Source organism: Pseudomonadales bacterium (assembly GCA_041395945.1).
Classification (GTDB): Bacteria; Pseudomonadota; Gammaproteobacteria; order Pseudomonadales; family Azotimanducaceae; genus SZUA-309.
The window spans coordinates 663,873-684,955 of record JAWKZN010000001.1 but is presented as its reverse complement, the minus strand read 5'-3'; the positions used below and the strand labels follow the sequence as shown (position 1 = coordinate 684,955).

Annotated in this window: 17 protein-coding genes; 6 read left to right on the top strand and 11 right to left on the bottom strand. The window is 61.9% G+C overall.

What is annotated here, in order from left to right; all coding sequences use genetic code 11:
- Nucleotides 1-12: 12 nt before the first annotated feature.
- From leuA to R3E82_03245, 3 genes are all read right to left on the bottom strand, one after another.
- Nucleotides 13-1,659, bottom strand: coding sequence for a 2-isopropylmalate synthase (gene leuA / locus R3E82_03255; GenBank protein ID MEZ5549886.1), 1,647 nt, complete (start codon nucleotides 1,657-1,659; stop codon nucleotides 13-15).
- A 456-nt stretch (nucleotides 1,660-2,115) separates the two neighbouring features.
- Nucleotides 2,116-3,306 carry a formate-dependent phosphoribosylglycinamide formyltransferase gene (gene purT, locus R3E82_03250; GenBank protein ID MEZ5549885.1) on the bottom strand — a complete coding sequence of 397 codons (1,191 nt, stop codon included), beginning with the start codon at nucleotides 3,304-3,306 and terminating at the stop codon, nucleotides 2,116-2,118.
- Nucleotides 3,303-3,872 (bottom strand): gamma carbonic anhydrase family protein, encoded by a 570-nt coding sequence (locus R3E82_03245; GenBank protein ID MEZ5549884.1) that lies wholly within the window; start codon nucleotides 3,870-3,872, stop codon nucleotides 3,303-3,305. Before R3E82_03245 ends, purT begins: the two co-directional genes overlap by 4 nt.
- Before the next feature lie 143 nt (nucleotides 3,873-4,015).
- Here R3E82_03245 and R3E82_03240 point away from each other — a divergent pair, with 143 nt between their 5' ends.
- The 4 genes from R3E82_03240 to R3E82_03225 all read left to right on the top strand — a co-directional run bounded on the left by R3E82_03240 (nucleotide 4,016) and on the right by R3E82_03225 (nucleotide 6,763).
- Nucleotides 4,016-4,438 (top strand): DUF3135 domain-containing protein, encoded by a 423-nt coding sequence (locus R3E82_03240; protein ID MEZ5549883.1) that lies wholly within the window; start codon nucleotides 4,016-4,018, stop codon nucleotides 4,436-4,438.
- Between the two features lie 485 nt (nucleotides 4,439-4,923).
- On the top strand, nucleotides 4,924-5,733 hold the full coding sequence (locus R3E82_03235; GenBank protein ID MEZ5549882.1) for a methyltransferase domain-containing protein: 810 nt from the start codon (nucleotides 4,924-4,926) through the stop codon (nucleotides 5,731-5,733).
- Nucleotides 5,734-5,803: 70 nt separating this feature from the next.
- Nucleotides 5,804-6,277 carry an SAM-dependent methyltransferase gene (locus R3E82_03230; GenBank protein MEZ5549881.1) on the top strand — a complete coding sequence of 158 codons (474 nt, stop codon included), beginning with the start codon at nucleotides 5,804-5,806 and terminating at the stop codon, nucleotides 6,275-6,277.
- Between the two features lie 141 nt (nucleotides 6,278-6,418).
- Nucleotides 6,419-6,763 carry a hypothetical protein gene (locus R3E82_03225; protein MEZ5549880.1) on the top strand — a complete coding sequence of 115 codons (345 nt, stop codon included), beginning with the start codon at nucleotides 6,419-6,421 and terminating at the stop codon, nucleotides 6,761-6,763.
- Nucleotides 6,764-6,783: 20 nt separating this feature from the next.
- On the opposite strand, the gene purL is transcribed toward R3E82_03225, so the two are convergent.
- The 4 genes from purL to guaB are packed head-to-tail and all read right to left on the bottom strand — an operon-like array spanning nucleotide 6,784 to nucleotide 14,144.
- Nucleotides 6,784-10,599 (bottom strand): phosphoribosylformylglycinamidine synthase, encoded by a 3,816-nt coding sequence (gene purL, locus R3E82_03220; GenBank protein ID MEZ5549879.1) that lies wholly within the window; start codon nucleotides 10,597-10,599, stop codon nucleotides 6,784-6,786.
- A 5-nt stretch (nucleotides 10,600-10,604) separates the two neighbouring features.
- Nucleotides 10,605-11,102, bottom strand: a complete 498-nt coding sequence (gene tadA, locus R3E82_03215; protein ID MEZ5549878.1) for a tRNA adenosine(34) deaminase TadA — start codon at nucleotides 11,100-11,102, stop codon at nucleotides 10,605-10,607.
- Entirely contained in the window at nucleotides 11,099-12,670 is a 1,572-nt protein-coding gene (gene guaA, locus R3E82_03210) for a glutamine-hydrolyzing GMP synthase (protein ID MEZ5549877.1), read from the bottom strand. The genes tadA and guaA overlap by 4 nt, the downstream gene beginning before the upstream one ends.
- Before the next feature lie 4 nt (nucleotides 12,671-12,674).
- On the bottom strand, nucleotides 12,675-14,144 hold the full coding sequence (guaB, locus tag R3E82_03205) for an IMP dehydrogenase (GenBank protein MEZ5549876.1): 1,470 nt from the start codon (nucleotides 14,142-14,144) through the stop codon (nucleotides 12,675-12,677).
- Between the two features lie 68 nt (nucleotides 14,145-14,212).
- Between guaB and xseA the strand changes: the two genes are divergently transcribed.
- Entirely contained in the window at nucleotides 14,213-15,625 is a 1,413-nt protein-coding gene (xseA, locus tag R3E82_03200) for an exodeoxyribonuclease VII large subunit (protein ID MEZ5549875.1), read from the top strand.
- Nucleotides 15,622-16,515 carry a peptidoglycan DD-metalloendopeptidase family protein gene (locus R3E82_03195; GenBank protein ID MEZ5549874.1) on the top strand — a complete coding sequence of 298 codons (894 nt, stop codon included), beginning with the start codon at nucleotides 15,622-15,624 and terminating at the stop codon, nucleotides 16,513-16,515. The genes xseA and R3E82_03195 overlap by 4 nt, the downstream gene beginning before the upstream one ends.
- Here R3E82_03195 and der read toward each other — a convergent pair.
- The 4 genes from der to hisS are packed head-to-tail and all read right to left on the bottom strand — an operon-like array spanning nucleotide 16,487 to nucleotide 21,083.
- Nucleotides 16,487-17,944 (bottom strand): ribosome biogenesis GTPase Der, encoded by a 1,458-nt coding sequence (der, locus tag R3E82_03190; protein ID MEZ5549873.1) that lies wholly within the window; start codon nucleotides 17,942-17,944, stop codon nucleotides 16,487-16,489. The genes R3E82_03195 and der overlap by 29 nt on opposite strands.
- A complete protein-coding gene (gene bamB, locus R3E82_03185) occupies nucleotides 17,944-19,182 on the bottom strand; it encodes an outer membrane protein assembly factor BamB (protein MEZ5549872.1) in 1,239 nt (412 codons plus the stop codon). The genes der and bamB overlap by 1 nt, the downstream gene beginning before the upstream one ends.
- Complete coding sequence (locus R3E82_03180) at nucleotides 19,172-19,798, bottom strand: tetratricopeptide repeat protein (GenBank protein MEZ5549871.1); 627 nt, start codon at nucleotides 19,796-19,798, stop codon at nucleotides 19,172-19,174. The genes bamB and R3E82_03180 overlap by 11 nt, the downstream gene beginning before the upstream one ends.
- 10 nt (nucleotides 19,799-19,808) lie before the next feature.
- Entirely contained in the window at nucleotides 19,809-21,083 is a 1,275-nt protein-coding gene (gene hisS, locus R3E82_03175) for a histidine--tRNA ligase (GenBank protein ID MEZ5549870.1), read from the bottom strand.

The following is a 21,083-nucleotide window of genomic DNA, read 5'->3' as shown; positions in this document are numbered from 1 at the left end:
CTCCGTTTCAGATCAGCCCTTCCAGCGCCGGTTCAACGCGGAGATGATCGCCATCAGCGAGGCAGTGATCGTGTTGCGACTGACCCCGGCCCCATGACAGCGTCCGCCGCCCGGATCGTCTATGGCCAGCAGGCAGATCGCCTGGGCATCCTTACCTGTGGTTAACGCGTGCTCGTGATAATCGATGATGTTCAGCGGTTCGTTCAGCGTCTGCACCATGCCGTTCACAAACGCCTCGATCGGCCCCGATCCTTCCCCGTCGATAGTCACCTGCTGCTCCGAGACGATCACCCGTGCAACACAGCGCTGATCGTCACTGCGTCCGCTCAGAAGGTCGTAGTCGACGAGCCGATAGGGACCGCCTTCGACAACATACTCCTTCAGGAACGCGTCGAGAATTTCTCCGGATTTGATTTCCCGGTCCAGGGTTTCCGTCATTTTCTGAACCACTCTGGAGAACTCAACCAGCATCTCCCGCGGCAGGGAAATGCCGTGGAACTCTTCCAGGATGAAGCCCACACCGCCTTTGCCGGACTGGCTGTTGACCCGCACGGTCTCCTTGTAGGAAGAGCCGACATCCTCCGGATCGATCGGCAGATAAGGCACCTCCCAGTGTGCTCGATCCACCCGGGACATGCCCTTCTTGATGGCATCCTGATGAGAGCCTGAAAAGGCAGTGAATACCAGGTCGCCTGCATAGGGATGGCGCTCGTGCACGGGCAGCTTGTTGATCTCTTCCACTGCCGCGCGGATGTTCGGCATATCCCGGAAGTCGAGCTGGGGATCCACGCCCTGGCTGAACATGTTCATCGCCATGGTAACAATGTCGCAGTTTCCCGTGCGCTCACCATTGCCGAACAGGGTGCCTTCAACCCGCTGCGCACCCGCCATCAGAGCAAGTTCTGTCGCAGCCACACCGGTACCCCGGTCGTTGTGTGTATGGAGACTGATTACCGCCTTGTCCCGATTGTGGAAGTTTCGGATGAACCACTCGATCTGGTCGGCGTAGATGTTCGGCGTGGACATTTCCACCGTCGAAGGCAGATTCACAATCATGGGTTTCGCGACGGTGGCACCCCAGGTTTCGGCCACGGCATCACAGATCTCCACGGCAAAATCCAGTTCCGTTCCGGTGAAACTTTCCGGTGAGTACTCGAAGGTCACATCCGCATCGAAATTCGCCAGCCCGGCTTTCACCAGGCGCGTCCCTCGCACGGCAAGATCGACGATGCCCGAACGCTCCATACCGAACACGACCCGTCGCTGCAGTTCCGAAGTGGAGTTGTAGAGATGGAAAATCACCGAGCGCACGCCCTGCAGTGCTTCCACACTGCGCTCGATCAGTTCTTCCCTGGCCTGGCAGAGAATCTGAATCGACACACCGGGTGGAATTCGGCCTTCGTCGATGATGCGGCGAATGAAATCGAAATCCGGCTGGGAAGCTGCAGGAAATCCGACTTCGATCTCCGCAAAGCCGATCGCCAGCAGCAGTTCCCACATGCGCAGCTTTTCTTCCACATTCATGGGATCGATCAGCGCCTGGTTGCCATCCCGCAGATCAACACTGCACCACCGGGGTGCCCGATCTATGGTCCGGGACGGCCACTGGCGGTCCGGCAGGGCTATGGGCTCGAAGCGTCGATACTTCTGAAAGGGCATCCGCCCTGCGGCGCGTGCACCGGAGGTCGCGGCCTGCGTACGGCCCGCTGTGGCTGAACTGGAACTTTGCTCACTCATTGTGCAATCCGCGCAATGCGCGGCCTCTGATTAATCTTTGACGACGATTCAACCAGCCGCCCGGGGTGCCGTGGATGATACCAATGGAGCAGATCCATGTACGGCATCACTCCGGATCTACTCCGAGGTGGGTGGTTTTGTTTGCGGTGGGCAGATGGAGCCCTGTAGAGAGTGTGTGTGCCGGGTCAGCCCGGCAGGAGCAGGCTCAGAGACAGCAGTGCGCTCAGCGGAAACGCTGGTGCAGCATTAGCGAAGTCTTGTGTGCTGGATAAATTCACCCGGCAACTATAGCCACGTCCGCCGTTCTTGCCAAGCCCCGGGGTTTACCCAACCTCCGGACAGCGGTTTTTTCACAGCAGAAGCGAAAGTCAGCGCCGATCAGTCGTCGAAAGCAACTTCTACCGCGGATGCTGCGCGTATCGCCGCTGCCCGCGCCGCGTCAATTGACGCACCAAGCGCGAGGGCGACACCCATGCGTCGCTCGCCGCGTACTTCAGGTTTACCGAACAGTCTGATCTGGGTATCCGGCTCGGCAAGTGCCCGATCGACACCTGCAAAGCGGGGCGCGGCAGAATTGCCTGCCACCAGGATCACCGCAGACGCCGCAGCGCCAAACTGCCTGATGGCGGGAATCGGCAGGCCGAGAATCGCACGGGCGTGCAGGGCGAATTCCGAGAGATCCTGACTGATCAGGGTCACCAGTCCGGTATCGTGCGGGCGGGGACTGACTTCGCTGAAATACACCTCATCCCCTTTCACAAAGAACTCCACACCGAACAGACCCTGTCCGCCCAGTTCCCCCGTAACCCGCGCCGCAATGTCTTCGGCTGCCGCCAGCGCGGTCGCGGACATCGGCTGGGGCTGCCAGGACTCCCGGTAGTCGCCCGCCTCCTGGCGATGACCGATGGGCGCACAGAAAGCGGTACCACCGGCATGCCGGACGGTCAGCAGGGTGATTTCGTAGTCGAAGTCCACGAAGCCTTCAACGATGACTTTCCCGGCCCCGGCCCGCCCGGCCGACTGGGCGTGATCCCAGGCTCTTGCGACATCGCCAGCCTCACGGACCAGGGACTGCCCCTTGCCCGACGAGCTCATCACAGGTTTCACCACGCAGGGCAGCCCTATGGCTTCCACCGCACTCAGATACTCGCTTTTGCTCGCCGCGAAGCGGTAGGGCGAGGTTTTCACCTCGAGGGTCTGTGCCGCCAGGGTGCGGATGCCCTCGCGATCCATGGTAAGGCGCGCGGCACGCGCGGTGGGGATGACCCGCTGGCCCTCTGCTTCCAGTTCGAGCAGGGTCCCTGTCGCAATTGCTTCGATCTCGGGCACCACCATGTCCGGACGTTCGCTCTCGATGAGTCGGCGCAGTACCGCACCATCGAGCATGTTGATCACATGGGCGCGATGGGCCACCTGCATGGCCGGGGCATTCGCATAACGATCCACGGCAATGACTTCCACGCCGAAGCGCTGCAGTTCGATCACCACTTCCTTGCCGAGTTCACCGGCGCCCAGCAGCATGACCTTTGTGGCGTTGCCGGCCAGCGGTGTGCCGAGCGACACACTCATGGCCTGTCAGTCTCCGCACCCGCAGCGTCTTCCGGATCCACTTCCGCCTGGAGGGAAAGGCCATTGCGAAACCGTTCCGCCTTCTCCGCGTAGTGCTTTGCACTCAGGGTCAGACCCGCGACTTCGGCTTCGGTGAGTTGCCGCACCACTTTGCCGGGTGCACCCATCACCATGGAGTTGTCCGGGATCTCCTTGCCTTCGGTGATCAGGGCATTGGCGCCGATGAGACAGTTGCGGCCGATCTTCGCCCTGTTCAGTACCACCGCATTGATGCCGATCAGGCTGTTATCGCCGATCTCGCAGCCATGCAGCATGACCTTGTGACCGACGGTGACATTGCTGCCGATGACCAGGGGACACCCCGGATCCGTGTGCAGCACACAGCCGTCCTGAACGTTGGAGTTCTCCCCTACTGTGATGAGTTCGGTATCCCCGCGCAGCACTGCATTGAACCAGACGCTGGCACCGTCCTTCAGCAGGACAGAACCGATGACCATGGCGCTGTCTGCCACCCAATGATGCTCCGAGGCTGCCCTTACCCGCCGTTTATCCAGTTGCAACAACATTAGCTATCTTCTCTAACTGACTGAAATAAATAGATGTTCCAGGAGATCGCAAGACAATCTCGTTACATGAAAGCGTTCCCGGAATCAAACCGCTCCGGCATAGTACCGAAAGCCTCAAATCACCGACAGCGAGTAGGGTCATCATGACAACCCGACTACCAGCTTTCGAAGTGCTGGTGGATATGGCTCGCAACGATCCGGAAGGACTCGAGACGTTGCGTCGCTCTCTCACGAGCGCCGTTATCGACGGCGCCAGCAGCGCGCGCAGCCGACGACGACTGGAGGGCATCCAGTTCAAGGTCGACATCGCCCGCCGCAGAGCCGCCACACCCCTGGCCGCAACCATCCGCATTTCCGAAATGATGGCCCGCTCTCTGGCGGACCTGCACGCGTCCCTGGTGACCGCGCATGAGGAACCGGCGCTGGCGGGGGGAAAACCGACAGGGAATGGCTGGCCTGGCGCCGGAAGAAAGCGCACCGATATGGACTCAGCACCCTGCCCCATCGCCACCGGTGCACCAAACGTGATCCCCTTTCCAAGGGGCGGTCGCTCCGGAACTTCCTGAGGCAACCCACTCGGGCTTCGGACCCGGGGCAGTGCTGTCGTAGCTCCAACGGTAATTTTCCGGACCGGCGAGTTGAACAATCAGCACCCGGGGTTTAAAAAAGGTGATGAGGCGGTCAGATCGACCACTCGCGAAAAGTGAATTCAGGTCGGCGAGGCGGCGCATCACACGATTCAGATTTGAACGACCCCTGGTATGGTGGAGAACACGCCGTCCATTCCTGGACTGATGGCGCATTTATTCACCTTGCGCTCTATCCCGCCCGTGAACCGAATCGCCCCACAATAACCGGCGCGCAGGTTGGTTTTCACGTCCGGGAGTTCGAGGCAGTGCATAACCGTGTGGTTCGTTCCGGGGCAGCGGTAATTCAGGAACCCAGGCTGGAACCCCGGGGCACGACTGCCAGGTACCTGGATCCGGACAGGAACATAGTCAGCATTACTGCCGCTTCCCAGGTCGACCTGGCGTAACAGGAGAATGCGCACATGCATAAAGCAGACATTGACGGGCAGATCGCGGGTGCGCGGGCATACGAGGCGCTGCACGTGCCCGCCGTTTTCAGGCAATGGTGTCCCCGGGTCCTCGATGCCGCCGGCGTGGCCCGCGATAATCGAGTTCTGGATGTCGCGTGCGGTACCGGCATTCTGGCGAGAGAGGCTGCGCTTCGGGTTGGTCCCGCGGGTTCCGTTGCCGGCGTTGACCCGGGACAGGGCATGCTGGCTGTTGCGAAGGAGCTGGCACCAGATATCGAGTGGCGGGAGGGCACGGCGGAGTCACTGCCGTTTCCTGACCGCTCATTCGATGCGGTGGTAAGTCAGTTCGGCCTGATGTTCTTTGCGGATCGCTCACAGGCACTGCGCGAGATGATTCGCGTGCTGAAACCGGGGGCTGGATTAGCTGTGGCTGTCTGGGACAGCCTGGAGAGGTCCGAGGCCTATCCGGAGGTGGTGGCTCTGCTTCAACGCCACGCCGGCAGAGCGGCTGCTGACGCATTGCGGGCTCCCTTCGTTCTCGGGGACAAGGCAGAATTGACTGATCTGTTCGAAACTGCGGGAGTAGAGTCGGTGAACGCAGAGACTCTCACAGGAAGGGCGCACTTCCCGAGCATTCGAACGATGGTTGAAGCGGACCTTAGAGGCTGGCTGCCCGTCATGGGGATCTTTCTCCCGGAGGAACGAATCGACAGTATCCTGAACGAGGCTGAAAGTGTCCTCTCGAAATATGTCGATGCCAACGGGAGGGTCGTCTTCAAATCCCCCGCGCACATAGTCACAGGCATAGCCGGCGCCGTCTGACAACGACATGCAGGCGACCGCACTGCGCCGTGCACCCGCATAATGCGTCTGAAGTGCATGGAGCAATACTTTGCGTTTTGACATCGAACCCATCGGGCATGTCCGGGCTGCCAGAAAAGCTGCGGAGGATGATTTCTGGGGAGACACACGATCGATCATTGAACTGGTCGATAGCCTGGGCCCTGAATCCCTTCAGGGACTCCTGGATTTTTCCCACGTCGAAGTGATTTTCCTGTTCGACAAAGTCGATTCATCCAGAATTGTTACCGGCGCGCGCCATCCGCGAAACAACGAAAGCTGGCCGAAAATCGGCATATTTGCGCAAAGAGGAAAAAACCGACCCAATCGAATCGGCAGCACGATCTGCCGAATCGCGTCGATAGACGACCGACGTCTGACTGTAGAGGAGTTGGACGCAATCGATGGGACTCCGGTGGTTGATCTCAAGCCGGTGATGTCTGAATTTCTACCCAGAACGCCCGTTAGCCAGCCCGCCTGGTCCATAGAGTTGATGGAGCGATACTGGGACGAGGCCGACACATAGACGGGATTGAAGTGCGCCTGAAGATGGCCTGGAATGGGTGGTGCTCAACTGCGTGTCAAGGAGCTGAACCTGGATCAGTTGTCGAATCATGAACTGCTGGAGCTGCTCACGCTCTACTCCAGTGACGGTGCCGGGCACTTCATGAATTTCCTGACCGTTTTCTCCGCCTATCTCGTTGCTGGATATCTGGCGGCCGGGAAGCTGGGGAAAGTCACTCTGATTTCGCTGAGCGTTCTCTACGTGATTGTAACGGCAATGACCGCAACAGGCAGTGTGCTCACCCTATCCGCTGCGATCGACATCGCGAATGAAGTCGCGACGCGGGCCATCAGCAACGCGTCCAATCTGTCACCTGTTGCAGCAATACTGGCCGGCACTGCTGGGCAGGTATCGCTGGTGTTGAATCCGCTGGTGCAACTGCTGGCCTGCGCCTGCGCCGGCAGCATTGCATTCGTGTTTCGCCATCGTTCGTCGACCCTTATCTGATCACACCGTCTTTTGACCGCCTAAAGGACTGCGCGTGCATTGCGGAAAAGCTTCAGCCAGGGCCCATGCTCAGACCAGGACGGATCGCGCCACGGGTTGGCGTGGGCGCGGACTACCCGCTCCGGGTGGGGCATCATCGCCAGCACCCGCCCCTGCGCGGCTAGGACTCCCGCGAGGCCACTTCCAGCGCCATTCGGATTCGCCGGATAGCGTTCGGTAACCTGATGACCGTTGTCCACATACTGCAGACCGGCCTGATCAGACTGCCAGAAAGCGCGCTCCGCTTCCGTGCTGTCGAACTCGGTTCGACCTTCCCCATGCGCCACCGCAACCGGCAGCACCGAGCCCGCCATATCGGCAAGCCAGGGTGACTGTGTGGCGTTGACACGCACCAGCACCGTGCGCCCTTCGAACTGCTCGGAGCGATTGCGCACGAAACGCGGCCAGTCGTGCGCACCCGGAATCAGCTCACGGATCTGAGCAAACATCTGGCAACCGTTGCAGATCCCCAGTGCCAGTCGATCCGAGGCGAAAAATTCAGCGAACCGGGCCTGCACGGCGTCGTGATAGAGGATGCTCTTAGCCCAGCCACCACCACCGCCGAGCACGTCGCCATAAGAGAATCCGCCGCAGGCCACCAGCGCCGGGAAATCGAGCAGGTCGACCCGGCCTTCCAGCAAGTCTGTCATGTGCACGTCCACCGGCGCGAAACCCGCCAGTTCGAAGGCGGCCGCCATCTCCAGTTGTCCGTTGACCCCCTGCTCGCGAAGCACGGCCAGCGGTGGTCTGGCAGCCGTGATATTGAAGACCGCGGGGGCGTCGACGGGATAGGTCAAGCGGGCACTGAATCCTGGATCCTCCGCACGGATGGTTTCGAATTCCTCCCGGGCACACTCCGGATTGTCGCGCAGTGCCTGCATGCGGCAGCTCAGTTCGGACCAGATCTCCTGAAGATCCGCTCTGGTGGATCTGAAGAGACTCCGGTCCTGCTGACGGATATCCACGATCCCGTCTTCACGAAGCTGTGCGACCTCCCGCCAGGGCAGTCCATCGAGCAGTCCCGTCACTTTCCGGAAATCCGCTTCCCGGACCTGCACCACACATCCCAGCTCTTCGGCGAACAACTGGGCAAACACCTCGTCGGTGTTGAGCTGCACGGTCAACCCGCAGCGGCCAGCGAACGCCATCTCCAGCAGGGTGGCCAGCAGACCGCCGTCGGAACGATCGTGATAGGCGAGCAGCAGTCCCTGCTCGTTCAGCGACTGCAGGGTATCGAACCATCGGGCGAGCAGCGCCGGATCATCGACATCCGGTACGCTGTCGCCGAGTTGCCGGTAGCACTGGGCCAGCGCGCTGCCGCCGAGACGGTTGCGTCCACCGCCCAGATCGACCAGCAGCAGGCGGGTCGGTCCGGCATCGGTCCGCAACTGCGGGGTGAGCACCCGGCGCGCATCCAGCACCGGGGCGAACGCGGTCACTATGAGGGTGAGTGGCGAGGCAACCTCAGTGTCATCCCAGCGGGTGCGCATGGACAGGCTGTCTTTACCCACGGGAATCGCGATACCCAGCGCAGGGCAGAGTTCCATGCCCACCGCCTGCACCGCATCAAAGAGCGCCTGCTCTTCCGCGTTTTCCCCGACCGCCGCCATCCAGTTGGCCGACAGCACCACGCGCGAGCGCTCGACTGGTGCAGCACAGAGATTGGTGAGCGCTTCTGCAACCGCCATTCGCGCAGAGGCCGCGGGATCCATCACAGCCAGCGGCGAACGCTCTCCCATGGCAAAGGCTTCTCCGCGATGCGTACGATAACCACTGAAAGTCACCGCAACATCCGCAACGGGGACCTGCCAGGGGCCGACGAGCTGCTCGCGTGCAACCAGGCCGGTGATACTGCGATCGCCGATGGTGATGAGGAACTGCTTGCTGGCAACCGCGGGGAAACGCAGCACCCGGTTCACCGCTTCGCTCAGTTCAAAGCCGCCGGTCTCCAGCGCGGGTGCCGGGATCACTTCACGTTGGAAGCGCCGCTCTAACCGGGGCGCTTTGCCGAACAGCACGCTCATCGGCAGATCGATGGGGTTGTTGTCGAACACCGGATCCGACAACTGCAGATGTTTGTCCGCGGTCGCGGTGCCGACGACTGCGTAAGGACAGCGTTCGCGTGCACAGATGGCCTCAAAGACCGGCAGACTGTCAGCGGAAAGACCCAGGACATAGCGCTCCTGGGATTCATTGCACCAGATCTCCAGCGGGGTCATGCCGCGATCCGCGCTGGGGATTCTGCGCAGGTCGAAGCGACCGCCCACACCTGCATCTTTCACCAGTTCGGGCAGCGCATTGGACAGTCCGCCGGCTCCCACGTCGTGGATGAGCAGAATCGGATTGTCATCCCCTAAAGAAACGCAGGCATCGATCACTTCCTGGCAGCGTCGTTCCATCTCGGCGTTGTCCCGCTGTACCGAGGCAAAATCCAGATCGGACGAACTCTCACCAGAGGCCATGCTCGACGCCGCCCCACCGCCGAGACCGATGAGCATCGCCGGTCCGCCCAGCACCACCAGCCGGGTGCCGGGCTCGAAGTCGAAGGCGTGAACGTGCTGGGGTCGCACACTGCCCACCCCGCCCGCAATCATCACCGGCTTGTGATAGCCCCAGACCTTGTCGCCGCCCCTGCGCGCCATTTCAAAGGTACGGAAATAGCCGTTGAGTGCCGGTCGTCCGTATTCGTTGTTGAATGCTGCGGCACCGATGGGCCCTTCGAGCATGATGTCCAGCGCTGTCACCATGCGCTCGGGTTTGCCCGTGCCGATCTCCCAGGGCTGCCCGTAGCCGGGAATATTCAGATGGGAAGTCGTGAAACCTGCCAGTCCGGCCTTGGGTTTCGAGCCGCGTCCGACCGCCCCTTCATCCCGGATCTCACCGCCCGAGCCGGTGGCCGCACCCGGATAGGGTGCTATCGCGGTCGGATGATTGTGGGTCTCCACCTTCATGAGAATGTGCACGGGTTCGCGCACATAGTCGTAACGGTGGGTCCCGGCATTCAGCATCCAGCGGTCTTCCAGCGGACCTTCGATGACAGCGGCGTTGTCCGAATAGGCGCTGAGAATTCCGGCCCCGTTGATGTGTCTGTGTGTGTTGCGGATCATGTCGAACAGCGACAGCGGCTGAACCACACCATCAACTGTCCAGGATGCGTTGAAAATCTTGTGGCGGCAGTGTTCTGAATTCGCCTGGGCGAACATCATGAGCTCGATATCCGTGGGATCCCGGCCGAGCCCGTTGTAGGCATTGACCAGATAGTCGATCTCGTCCGGTGAGATGGCGAGACCCATGCTGTCGTTGGCTTCGATCAGCGCACGCCGACCCTGGGCGAGTACCGGCACCGTGCGCAGCGGCTGCGGTGCGGACTCCTCAAACACGCTGGACAGCTCCGCATCCGTAACCAGCCGCTGTGTCATCCGATCATAGAGGGTCTCACGACCGGCTGATGTCAGTGTACCTTCGACAAACCAGCGCACGCCACGTTCAACCCGATCGACGCCGGTAAGACCACAGATGTGAAAAATGTCGGACGCCTTGCTCGACCAGGGCGAAATGGTGCCGAGCCGGGGTACCACAGTGCCAACGGAGGAACCGGCCGGTTGCGGCAATCCGTCCCGCGGACCATAGCGGAGCAGGGCTTCTGCCCGTTCGAGCTCTTCCCGGGATAACGGTGTCTGCACCGACAGCAGATGCACGAATTCGGCATAAAGCGCCCGGACACCTGTACCCAGCTGGGTGCGCAGCTTCTCCAGCCGGAACGTGGAAAATGCCGGGGGGCCGGCCAGTATGAGCAGGTCCTTCATCGTGAGCGTCGGTCCTCGAAAAAATCCTTCATTCGCCGCGCGCACTCATCGCCCAGCACACCTTCGGTCACACTGATGCGATGATTCATCCCGGTAAACCAGCCCGGATGGCTGACGATGGCGCCCGCTTTCGGCTCCCTCGCACCAAACACCAGCCGGTCAATGCGCGCGTGAACCAGCGCACCCGCACACATGGTGCAGGGTTCGATAGTCACATAGAGGGTCGTGCCGGTCAGGCGGTAGTTGGACCGGGCCAGTGCTGCCTCGCGCAGCGCGAATATCTCGGCGTGACCCGTGGGATCGTGGGCGCGGATCGGCTGGTTGCAGCCGCGACCTATGATCACACCATCGGCGACCAGCACCGCGCCGACGGGCACTTCGCCCAGCGCGGCGGCGGCATCCGCCTGGACCAGCGCAGCTGCCATGAAGCGCTCGTCCCGGGCGGCGGTTGTCTCGTGTTTGACCTCTTCCCGCATCGGAGATACGGCTGTCACTCCCACTCGATGGTTGCCGGCGGCTTGCTCGAGACGTCATAGACGACGCGGGAGACACCGGAGATTTCATTGATGATCCGGTTCGATACCCGTTCGATCAGCTCGTAGGGCAGATGGGCCCAGCGGGCGGTCATGAAATCGATGGTCTCCACCGCGCGCAGTGCGATCACGTCCGCATAGCGCCGCGCATCACCCACGACACCGACCGACTTTACCGGGAGATACACGGCAAAAGCCTGACTCACCTTGTCGTACCAGCCCGCGGCGCGCAGTTCTTCGAGGAAAATCGCATCCGCTTCGCGCAGCACATCGGCCTGGGTCGAGGACACTGCGCCCAGGATTCGTACACCCAGACCCGGCCCTGGAAACGGATGTCGATAAACCATCTCTTTCGGCAGACCGAGGTGCATGCCGATCTTGCGCACTTCGTCCTTGAACAGCTCGCGCAGCGGTTCCACCAGTTTCAGTTTCATGCGCTCCGGCAGACCGCCGACGTTGTGATGCGACTTGATCACATGGGCCTTGCCGAATTTCGAAGCCGCCGATTCGATCACATCCGGATAGATGGTGCCCTGGGCGAGCCAGGCGACATCCTGAATCCGGTGCGCCTCCCGGTCGAAGATGTCGATGAAGGTGTTACCGATGATCTTGCGCTTCTGCTCCGGATCGGCGACACCGCTCAGACGCACCATGAATTCATCGGCAGCGGGGACGGTCACCAGATTGATCGCCAGGGCATTGCTGGGTGCAAAGGTCGCTTCCACTTCTGCCCGTTCGTTCTTGCGCAGCAGACCGTTGTCCACGAACACGCAGGTGAGCTGATCGCCAATGGCACGGGACAGCAGGGCCGCCACCACACTGGAATCCACGCCACCGGACAGACCCAGCACCACTTTCTCGTCACCCACGGTTTCGCGCACCTGGGCAATGAGGCTCTCCACGATATTCGCCGCGGTCCAGAGACCGTCGCAGCGGCAGATATCCCGGGCGAAGTGCCTCAGGATCAGATCCCCCTGCCGGGTGTGGGTGACTTCCGGGTGAAACTGCACCGCATAAATGGCACGCTCGGCACATTCCATCGCAGCAATCGGTGCCGAGGGAGTCGACGCTGTGACTCTGAAGCCTGGCGGCAGTTCGATCACCTTATCGCCGTGGCTCATCCACACCGGCAGGCGCCCACCGGCGTGGTCATTGACGATGTGCAGAAGCTGGCTGCTCTCATCGATATCGATCACCGCGTGACCGAACTCCTGCACGGCGGACGACGCTACCACCCCGCCGAGCTGCTGGGCGAGCGCCTGCATGCCATAGCAGATCCCGAGCACGGGCACGCCGAGTTCGAATACCACATCGGGAATGCGCGGGGTGTGTGCGGCTGTCACCGTCTCCGGACCGCCGGAGAGAATGACACCCCGGGGTGCGAACTCACGGATGAATTCCGCGGGCGCATCGAAGGGATGAATCTCGCAGTACACGCCGCTTTCGCGGATTCTGCGGGCAATCAGCTGGGTGTACTGAGCGCCAAAATCGACGATCAGCAGACGCTGATCGTGTATATCCATAGACACAGCGCTAGCTCACCGGATAATTGGGGGCTTCTTTGGTAATCGCGACATCGTGCACGTGGCTCTCCGCCATGCTGGCCGCACTGACCCGCACGAATTTGGGCTGGGTACGCAGGATCTCGATGTCAGCGCAACCCGTGTAACCCATGGAGGCCCGCAGTCCGCCCATCAGCTGATGCACGATGGGGCCCACCGGTCCGCGATAGGCGACCCGGCCTTCCACACCTTCCGGCACCAGCTTGCGATGATCGCCTTCGGCTTCCTGAAAGTAACGGTCACTCGATCCATAGGACTCGGCCATCGCACCCAGCGAACCCATGCCCCGATACGACTTGTAGGTGCGTCCCTGATAGAGCTCGACCTCACCGGGTGCTTCGTCGGTGCCGGCGAGCAGACTGCCTACCATCACCACACTGGCACCCGCCGCGATGGCCTTGGCAATATCGCCCGAGTAGCGCACACCACCGTCTGCGATTACCGGCACACCCTCCGCATGGGCCGCCTCCGCTGCTGCGGCAATTGCGGTGACCTGGGGGACACCGATTCCGGTGACGAGGCGTGTCGTACAGATAGAGCCGGGACCGATGCCGACTTTCACCGCATCCACACCCGCGGCGAGCAGTGCCTTGGCGCCATCCCGGGTGGCCACATTGCCGCCGATCACCGACAGATCGGGAAAACGCTGTTTGATCCAGCTGATGCGGTCGAGCACCCGCTGTGAGTGGCCGTGGGCGGTGTCCACCACCAGCACGTCGACGCCGGCTTCCACCAGTGCGGCAACCCGGTCGTCCGTGTCTGCGCTGGTGCCGACACTGGCACCGACTCTGAGCTGACCCTGACCGTCTTTGCAGGCAGCCGGGTAGGCTTTGGCCTTGTTGATGTCTTTTACCGTCACCATGCCGCGTAACTCGAAGGCCGAATTGATGAGCAGAACCTTCTCGATTCGATGTTCATGCAGCAGATCGGTGATCTCATCGAAACTGGCGTCTTCACGGGCCGTGACCAGCTTGTCCCGCGGGGTCATCACTTCCCGCACCTTGGCATCCATGCGGCGCTGAAAGCGCACATCGCGGCCGGTGATGATACCCACCAGGGCGTTGCCATCGACCACCGGCACGCCGGAGATCTTGTGTTCGAGTGTGAGCTCGATCAGCTTGGCGACGGTTTCATCGGGATGAATGGTGATCGGATCGCGGATGATGCCGCTTTCGTGTTTCTTCACCGCCCGCACTTCCCGCGCCTGGCGTTCGATCGACATGTTCTTGTGCACTACACCGATGCCACCTTCCTGGGCAATGGCGATCGCCAGCCGCGCTTCGGTGACCGTGTCCATTGCAGACGACATCAGCGGAATGTTCAGACGGATGTCGCGGGTGAGCCGGGTCTCCAGGGAGACTTCGGAGGGCAGGACATTGGAGAAGGCAGGAAGCAGAAGAACGTCGTCGAAGGTCAGCGCGTCATCAACGATACGCAACATTTGGGACTCCGCAAAACCGGCATTCTATAGGCCGACCCCAGTCATGTAAACTCAGGCACCCCCCGGTCATGTCTGTACAGGAAATGCTCGATAAATTACTCGCGCAAGCCGATGCCACGGACGTTTTTACCGTCAGTCAGCTCACCCGCCAGGCCCGGGTACTGCTCGAAGAACGTCTCGGTGAGGTGCGGGTGGAGGGCGAGCTGTCGAATTTCCGGCAACCGGGTTCCGGTCACTGGTATTTCACTCTCAAGGACGATTCAGCCCAGATCCGCTGCGCCATGTTCGCCGGCCGCAATCGCCATGTGCGTATCCCGGTGCGGGACGGTCTGCAGGTACTGGTACGGGGCCGGGTGTCCCTCTACGAACCCCGCGGCGACTTCCAGCTCATCGCAGATCAGCTGGAGCCCGCCGGCGAAGGTGCACTGCGGGCGGCGTTCGAAGCCCTGAAGGCCCGACTGGCCGAAGCCGGCCTGTTTGATGATTCGCGTAAACGTGCCCTGCCCCGCTGGCCGCGCCATCTGACGATCATTTCTTCCCGCAGTGGCGCCGCCCTGCGCGACGTGCTCCATGTGATCGAGCGGCGTTTCCCAGCCCTGCCGGTCACCCTGATCCCGGTCGCAGTGCAGGGGGACGCTGCTGAGGCGCAGGTCATCGCCGCCCTGAAGCGTGCCGGTGACCTGGATACGGATGTGGTGCTGCTGACCCGGGGTGGCGGATCACTCGAAGATCTTTGGACGTTCAACCTGGAATCGGTGGCCCGGGCCATCGCCGCCTGCGCCCACCCGGTGGTCTCCGCCATCGGTCATCAGACGGATTTCACAATCGCGGACTTCGTGGCCGACCAGCGCGCGCCCACACCCTCCGCCGGTGCCGAAATTCTCACACCCAGCCGCGAGGAAATTGCCGCTGTGCTGCGCCAGCGCGCCCTGGGTCTGGGGCGCGCGCTGCACCAGGAGTTGCGCTACCGGGCCCAGCTGCTCGCACATCAGCGGGCGCGTCTGATCGATCCACGGCAGCGATTGCAGGCACTGATGCAGCGCTCCGACGATCTCGAAGGTCGACTGCAGCGGGCCTGGCTGCATCAGCAGCGACACCTCACCCGCCGCCTCGACAGCGCCCACCACGCCCTGTCTGTGCTGCAGCCGGCCAGGCAGATCGCCAGTCTGCAGCAGAGCCTCGGCGGGCTACTCCGGACTTTGAACACATCGATGACACGCAGCCTTCAGCGCCAGCAACTGCAGCTGGCCGGGCGAGCCCGCGCACTCCAGGCAGTCAGCCCGCTGCAGACTCTGGATCGGGGCTATGCCGTGCTGACCCGGCCGAACCGACAACCGGTTACCAGTGTCAAAGGCATCGCAGCGGGCGATCAACTCCAGGCGTACCTGACCGACGGCACACTTGCGGTGGAAGTCCGCGCCACGGAACCGGGTGGTCGACTGCTGGCACCTTTAACCGCACAGGAAACACCAGACTCATGATTGCCCTGCACCGGACACTCAGATTCCTGCAGCAGATCACCATACTGCTGGCCGGATTCACCTCGGCCGAAACAGCACTGGCCGACAGCGTACCGGGCGGTATTCATCTGCAGCCGCTGCAGCCGGACACCGCAGCTGTGCGCTATCAGAACCGGCCGGTGCTGATCGTCAATGGTGTGGCTTTTGTCGGCATTCCACTGAGCGCTGCACCGGGCACCCACAAACTGAGAATCGAACGCCGGGATGGCAGCACCGAGATCCGGCATTTCGAAGTGCAGGACAGGCAGTACACGGAACAGCACCTGACCATCGAGAATCAGCGGATGGTCGATCCTCACCCGGAGGATCTCGAACGCATCCGCAGTGAAAGCGCGCTGATGAGTGCCCAGTATCTGCGCTTCACGCCCTCACCGGCGCAGCTCACACCTTTTCTGCAGCCCGTTGCCGGTCCACTGTCGAGTTCCTTCGGGCGTCGCCGGGTGCTCAATGGCCAGCCGCGCAACCCACACAGCGGTCTCGATATTGCTGCGGACACCGGCACGCCCATTCTCGCCCCTGCACCCGGGACCGTCTCTCTGACCGGAGACTTCTACTTCAACGGCAACAGCGTGTTTCTTGACCACGGCGGCGGCCTGATCACCATGTACTGTCACCTCAGTGCAATCGAAGTCGCCGATGGACAGACCGTGGCACGGGGAAATCGACTGGGCCGTGTCGGTGCGACAGGGCGGGTGACGGGACCGCATCTGCACTGGTCTGTGAGCCTCAACGGCAATCGGGTGGACCCGGTGCTGTTCATGTCACTGTTTGCAGAGACACCTGCACCCCGGGGCCCGGAGGGGAACCTGGAAACCGCGCCGCTCAGCGCCCCTTCCGATGGTGGGAAATGACCCGTTTGCGGCGCTGCTGCTGGCGCCGGGTGAGTTCGTTCTTCCTGCCTGCGAAGGGATTGTCGCCGGTCTTCAGTTCGATGTGCACCGGATTGCCGACCAGCCGCAGGGCCTCGCGATAACCGTTTTCCAGATAACGGATGTAGCTGGCAGGTACCGAGCGGGTCTGGTTGCCATGAATGCGGATTCGCGGAGGATGCTCGCCCGCCTTGTGCGCAAAGCGCAGCTTGACTGCCCGACCACGCACGCTCGGTGGTGAATGCGCTTCCACCATGGCCTCGAGCAGCTGAGTCAGCCGGGTGGTGCTTACATCGAATGCACCGGCACGGTAGATGAGCTGTACCTCATCGAGCAGATGGCCCACGCCGGTGCCGTGCAGGGCAGAGATATGCATCACGGGAATCCAGGGCGCAAAGTTGAGTTTGCGATCGATGGAGCGATTGACCTCCTCCCGGTCTCCAGGGGTCAGCCCGTCCCACTTGTTGACCGCGACCAGAATTCCGGTGCCCGCTTCGACCGCATAGCCCAGAAGATGCAGATCCTGGTCCACCACGCCTTCGGTGCCATCCATGACAAGGATCACCACGTGGGCCTCCTCGATCGCCTGCAGGGATTTCACCACTGAGAATTTTTCCGCAATGCCTTCGGTCTTACCCTTACGACGGACACCGGCGGTATCGATGAGCAGGTACCGCTGGCCACCTTTCTCGAAAGGGATGGATATGGCATCCCGGGTGGTTCCCCCGCCATCGAACACGAGCTGTCGCTCTTCGCCGAGCAGACGGTTGATCAGAGTGGATTTCCCGACATTCGGCCGACCGATGATGGCAACCCGGATGAGATCCTGTGCATCGGCATCCGGGTCATCCGGATCAGCATCTCCGCCGGATCCTGCAGGCAGTTCCGAAGCGTCGAAATCATCCGTCCGGTTGAGGGCAGTCAGCTCCTGCGCCACAGCCTCTTCCAGATCATCGAGACCCCGCCCATGACTGGCAGCTATCAGCACCATCGGCCACCCGACGGCGGCAAACTCGCCGGCGACCAGCGCCTCGTTGACCGCGTCGATCTTATTGACAAGCAAAACAACGGGCTTATCGAGACGTCGCAGACGCGAGGCAATCTCGTGATCCCCCACGGTCAGCCCGTCCCGCGCGTCGACCAGAAACAGAATCACATCGCTCTCTTCCAGCGCCATCTGGGCCTGAGCTTCGAGGGCGCCGGTGATGGCACCCGCATCTCCGAGCAGGCCACCGGTGTCGATGAGCGTGACGGTGCACCCGGCGAGTTCGGCTCGGCCATAGCGACGATCACGGGTCAGGCCGGGCACATCTGCAACCAGCGCATCACGGCGACGGGTGAGGCGATTGAAGAGCGTGGACTTGCCCACGTTCGGGCGCCCCACCAGGGCGAGCGTGGCGCTCCCGTGCACTACTTGATCACAACCTCGAGCGCCTGCAGGGAGCCCGAGTTGCCCAGGGCGTAGAGCGTGCCGTCGGCGTACACCATCCGGGAGCGAACCCCATCGCCATCGAGCTTGCGGCGCCCGAGCAGCCGCCCGTCGCTCTGGGCGATGATGTGGAGGTAGCCTTCGTCGTCGGTCACCGCAATGTAATTGCTGAATGCCACCGGGGCACTCAGGCGGCGACGGGCGAGATCCTTCAGACTCCAGACAATCTCGGCGGTCTGGCGATCAATGGCGATCACCGTGTCGTCCTGATCCACCACATAGATCTGACCGTAACCCATGTCCAGGTCGAGGAAACTCGACATCTTCTGTTCCCAGAGCAGTGCGCCGTCTGAGCGTCGCAGGCCCTGGATGTTGCCCTGATAGGACACCACGTAAATGAGGGGGCCATCGATCAGCGGGGTGGCATCCACATCCACCATGCGATCGAGTTCCGAGCGCCCTTCCGGAAGCATCACCCGGTGCTCCCAGGCGGGCTCACCTTTGTCGGCCTTGACGGCCAGCAGTTTACCGTCGGCGAATCCCGCATAAACCACACCGTCTGTGTAAACGGGGGTCGACGTGCCGCGCAGGGTCAGCACCGGGACCTGGTTATCCAGTTCCCAGCGGATCGCCCCGGTCCGGGCTTCCAGTGCGACCAGACTGCCATCGATGGTCTGAACAAACACGAGGTTCTGGCCGGTTACCGGCGGTGCGAGTACTTCACTGTCCACACGGGTGCGCCAGCGTTCTTCACCATCCGCTGCGGAGAAGGCGATCACCTCACCATCGGTAGTACCCAGAAACACCATGCCGGCACCGGCACCGACACCGCCGCTGACAAAGCTCGGATCGGCTCGATCGATAAAATTGAATCCCGACAGGAACCCGCCACCGGACTCATCAGGCAACTGCACCCGCCATTGACGCTTGCCGGTGAATCGATCGAAGGCTTCCAGCCGGCCATAGCCGTCAGCCGCATAGATACGATCTGCGAGCAACGCCGGCTGCAGCTTCAGATATTTCCGACCCAGGCCGTCACCGACACCCGCCTTCCACAACCGGCGGACGTTCACCGTGGCTTCATACTTGGTCAGCGGCGCAGGTTTCAGCAGCGCCTTTTCCGCGTCTTTCTCCGAATCCCCCACCCAGGGCAACCAGGAGAACCAGCTGCAGCCGCCGAGCAGCAACAGCATGACGATGAGTCCGAGGTTACGCGTCATCCGCTTCTGCCGTGTCCGCCGCTTTCAGTTCGAGCAGCGGCTTCTGAGATCCGTCCGGCAGATCGGCCAGCGCAGCCTTGTAGGCTTCATGGGCGAGACGCTTTTCGCCTCGAGCGAGATGAATATCGCCTTTGAGTTCGGCCACCTGAGGGCGGAAGCCCGCGCTGCGTACCGCACCGAGCACCTCGAGCGCTTCGTCGCTGCGGTCGAGCTGCTGCAGCACGCGGCCGAGTCGCACCCGGATCAGATCAGCCACCACCCGCTCTGGATTTGTGGCCAGCGCCCGGCGCAGAGCCGCCTCGGCCGCGGGATAATCCTCTGCAATCACCCGATCGTGTGCCTCGGCGAGAATCGCGAAACTCAGATAGGTGCTGTCGGGCAGCTCCCGGGCCATGGTGTCCAGAATCGACTGCTGTTCCGCGCCCTCGGCAACCAGAAAGTCAGCGTAGAGGTCTGACGCCCGGGCGATCTGCTCGGCGGTGCTGTCACTGTACCAGCGCCAGCCCACCACACCGGCAACGGCCACCACCACCGCTCCGATCAGCGCCATGCCATTGGATTCCCACCAGCCTTTCAACTTGGCGAGTTGTTCTTCGTCTGTCAGATAATCCGACAAGCTCGTCTCCTCAATTCGATAACAGTTGCACCAGTGCTTCGAGCCCGACGGTCTGCTGATCCGTTCGGACTTCGGCACCGGCAGTAGCACGCAGCGGTTTCACGCTGACCTTACCGGCGCGCGCTTCCTCCTCACCCACGATGAGTGCCCAGTTCGCCCCGCTCGCATCCGCTCGGCGCAGCTGATTCTTCAGTTTGCCGCCCCCGGCGTGGACGCGAATTCTGAGTGCTGGCAACTGGTCACGCAACTTCTGCGCGATATTGAACGCCCAGCCCTGCTGGGCTGGCTCCAGTACGCACAGATAAACGTCTGCTACTTCATCGCCAATGCTCTGGCGCTGTTCGTGCAGCAGCAGGGCGCGTTCCAGACCCAGGGCAAAACCGACCCCGGGCGTCGGCCGGCCGCCCAGTTGTTCGACAAGACCGTCGTAGCGTCCACCGGCACAGATCGTCCCCTGGGAACCCAGCGCATCGGTCACCCACTCGAACACGCTGTGGGTGTAGTAATCGAGCCCGCGGACAAGCTGCCCGTTGTGCTGCCAGGGGATCTGCAGTTCGTTGAGCAGTCCGCACAGACCATCGAAGTGTTCGCGGCTTTCCTGATCCACAAAATCCTGCAGCGATGGGGCCTGCACCAGAATGTCCCGGGTGCGCTCGGCTTTGGAGTCGAGAATACGCAGCGGATTGGTGTCGAGCCGGCGCTGACTGTCCGCATCCAGTTCACGCTTATAAGGCGTCAGATAGCCGACCAGGGCCTCGCGATAGCGACGCCGGCTCTCCGCTGAGCCCAGAGAGTTGATCTCGAGCCGCACATCGGAGGCGATACCCAGCGCCTGCCAGCATTGCCATGCCAGGGCGATGAGTTCGGCATCCACATCCGGGCCCGACAGACCGAAAGCTTCAGCCCCGATCTGATAGAACTGCCGGTAACGGCCCTTCTGGGGCCGTTCGTAGCGGAACATGGGGCCACGATAAAACACACGCTGGGTCTGATTGAACAGCAGGCCATGCTGCTGCAGCATGCGCACGCAGCCCGCTGTGCCTTCCGGACGCAGCGTGAGACTGTCGCCGTCCCGATCCGCAAGGCTGTACATTTCCTTCTCGACGATGTCGGTGGCTTCCCCCACACCCCGGCTGAACAGCTCGGTGAACTCCAGCAGTGGCAGATGGACTTCTTCATAGGCAAAACTGCGCAGCACCGAGAGAATGCCGGACTCAACGCGCTGCCAGCGTCTTGCCTCTTCTGGCAACACGTCGCGCATGCCTCTGACTGCCTGAATGGACAT

What these genes read in the sequence shown, in the direction of transcription:
- R3E82_03225 (MEZ5549880.1), top strand. Translation starts at nt 6,419, where the DNA reads ATGAATTTCCTGACCGTTTTCTCCGCCTATCTCGTTGCTGGATATCTG.
- R3E82_03195 (MEZ5549874.1), top strand. Translation starts at nt 15,622, where the DNA reads ATGATTGCCCTGCACCGGACACTCAGATTCCTGCAGCAGATCACCATA.
- R3E82_03245 (MEZ5549884.1), bottom strand. Translation starts at nt 3,872, where the DNA reads ATGTTGTTGCAACTGGATAAACGGCGGGTAAGGGCAGCCTCGGAGCAT.
- hisS (MEZ5549870.1), bottom strand. Translation starts at nt 21,083, where the DNA reads ATGTCCATTCAGGCAGTCAGAGGCATGCGCGACGTGTTGCCAGAAGAG.
- R3E82_03235 (MEZ5549882.1), top strand. Translation starts at nt 4,924, where the DNA reads ATGCATAAAGCAGACATTGACGGGCAGATCGCGGGTGCGCGGGCATAC.
- R3E82_03240 (MEZ5549883.1), top strand. Translation starts at nt 4,016, where the DNA reads ATGACAACCCGACTACCAGCTTTCGAAGTGCTGGTGGATATGGCTCGC.
- xseA (MEZ5549875.1), top strand. Translation starts at nt 14,213, where the DNA reads ATGTCTGTACAGGAAATGCTCGATAAATTACTCGCGCAAGCCGATGCC.
- leuA (MEZ5549886.1), bottom strand. Translation starts at nt 1,659, where the DNA reads ATGCCCTTTCAGAAGTATCGACGCTTCGAGCCCATAGCCCTGCCGGAC.
- guaB (MEZ5549876.1), bottom strand. Translation starts at nt 14,144, where the DNA reads ATGTTGCGTATCGTTGATGACGCGCTGACCTTCGACGACGTTCTTCTG.
- bamB (MEZ5549872.1), bottom strand. Translation starts at nt 19,182, where the DNA reads ATGACGCGTAACCTCGGACTCATCGTCATGCTGTTGCTGCTCGGCGGC.
- purT (MEZ5549885.1), bottom strand. Translation starts at nt 3,306, where the DNA reads ATGAGTGTGTCGCTCGGCACACCGCTGGCCGGCAACGCCACAAAGGTC.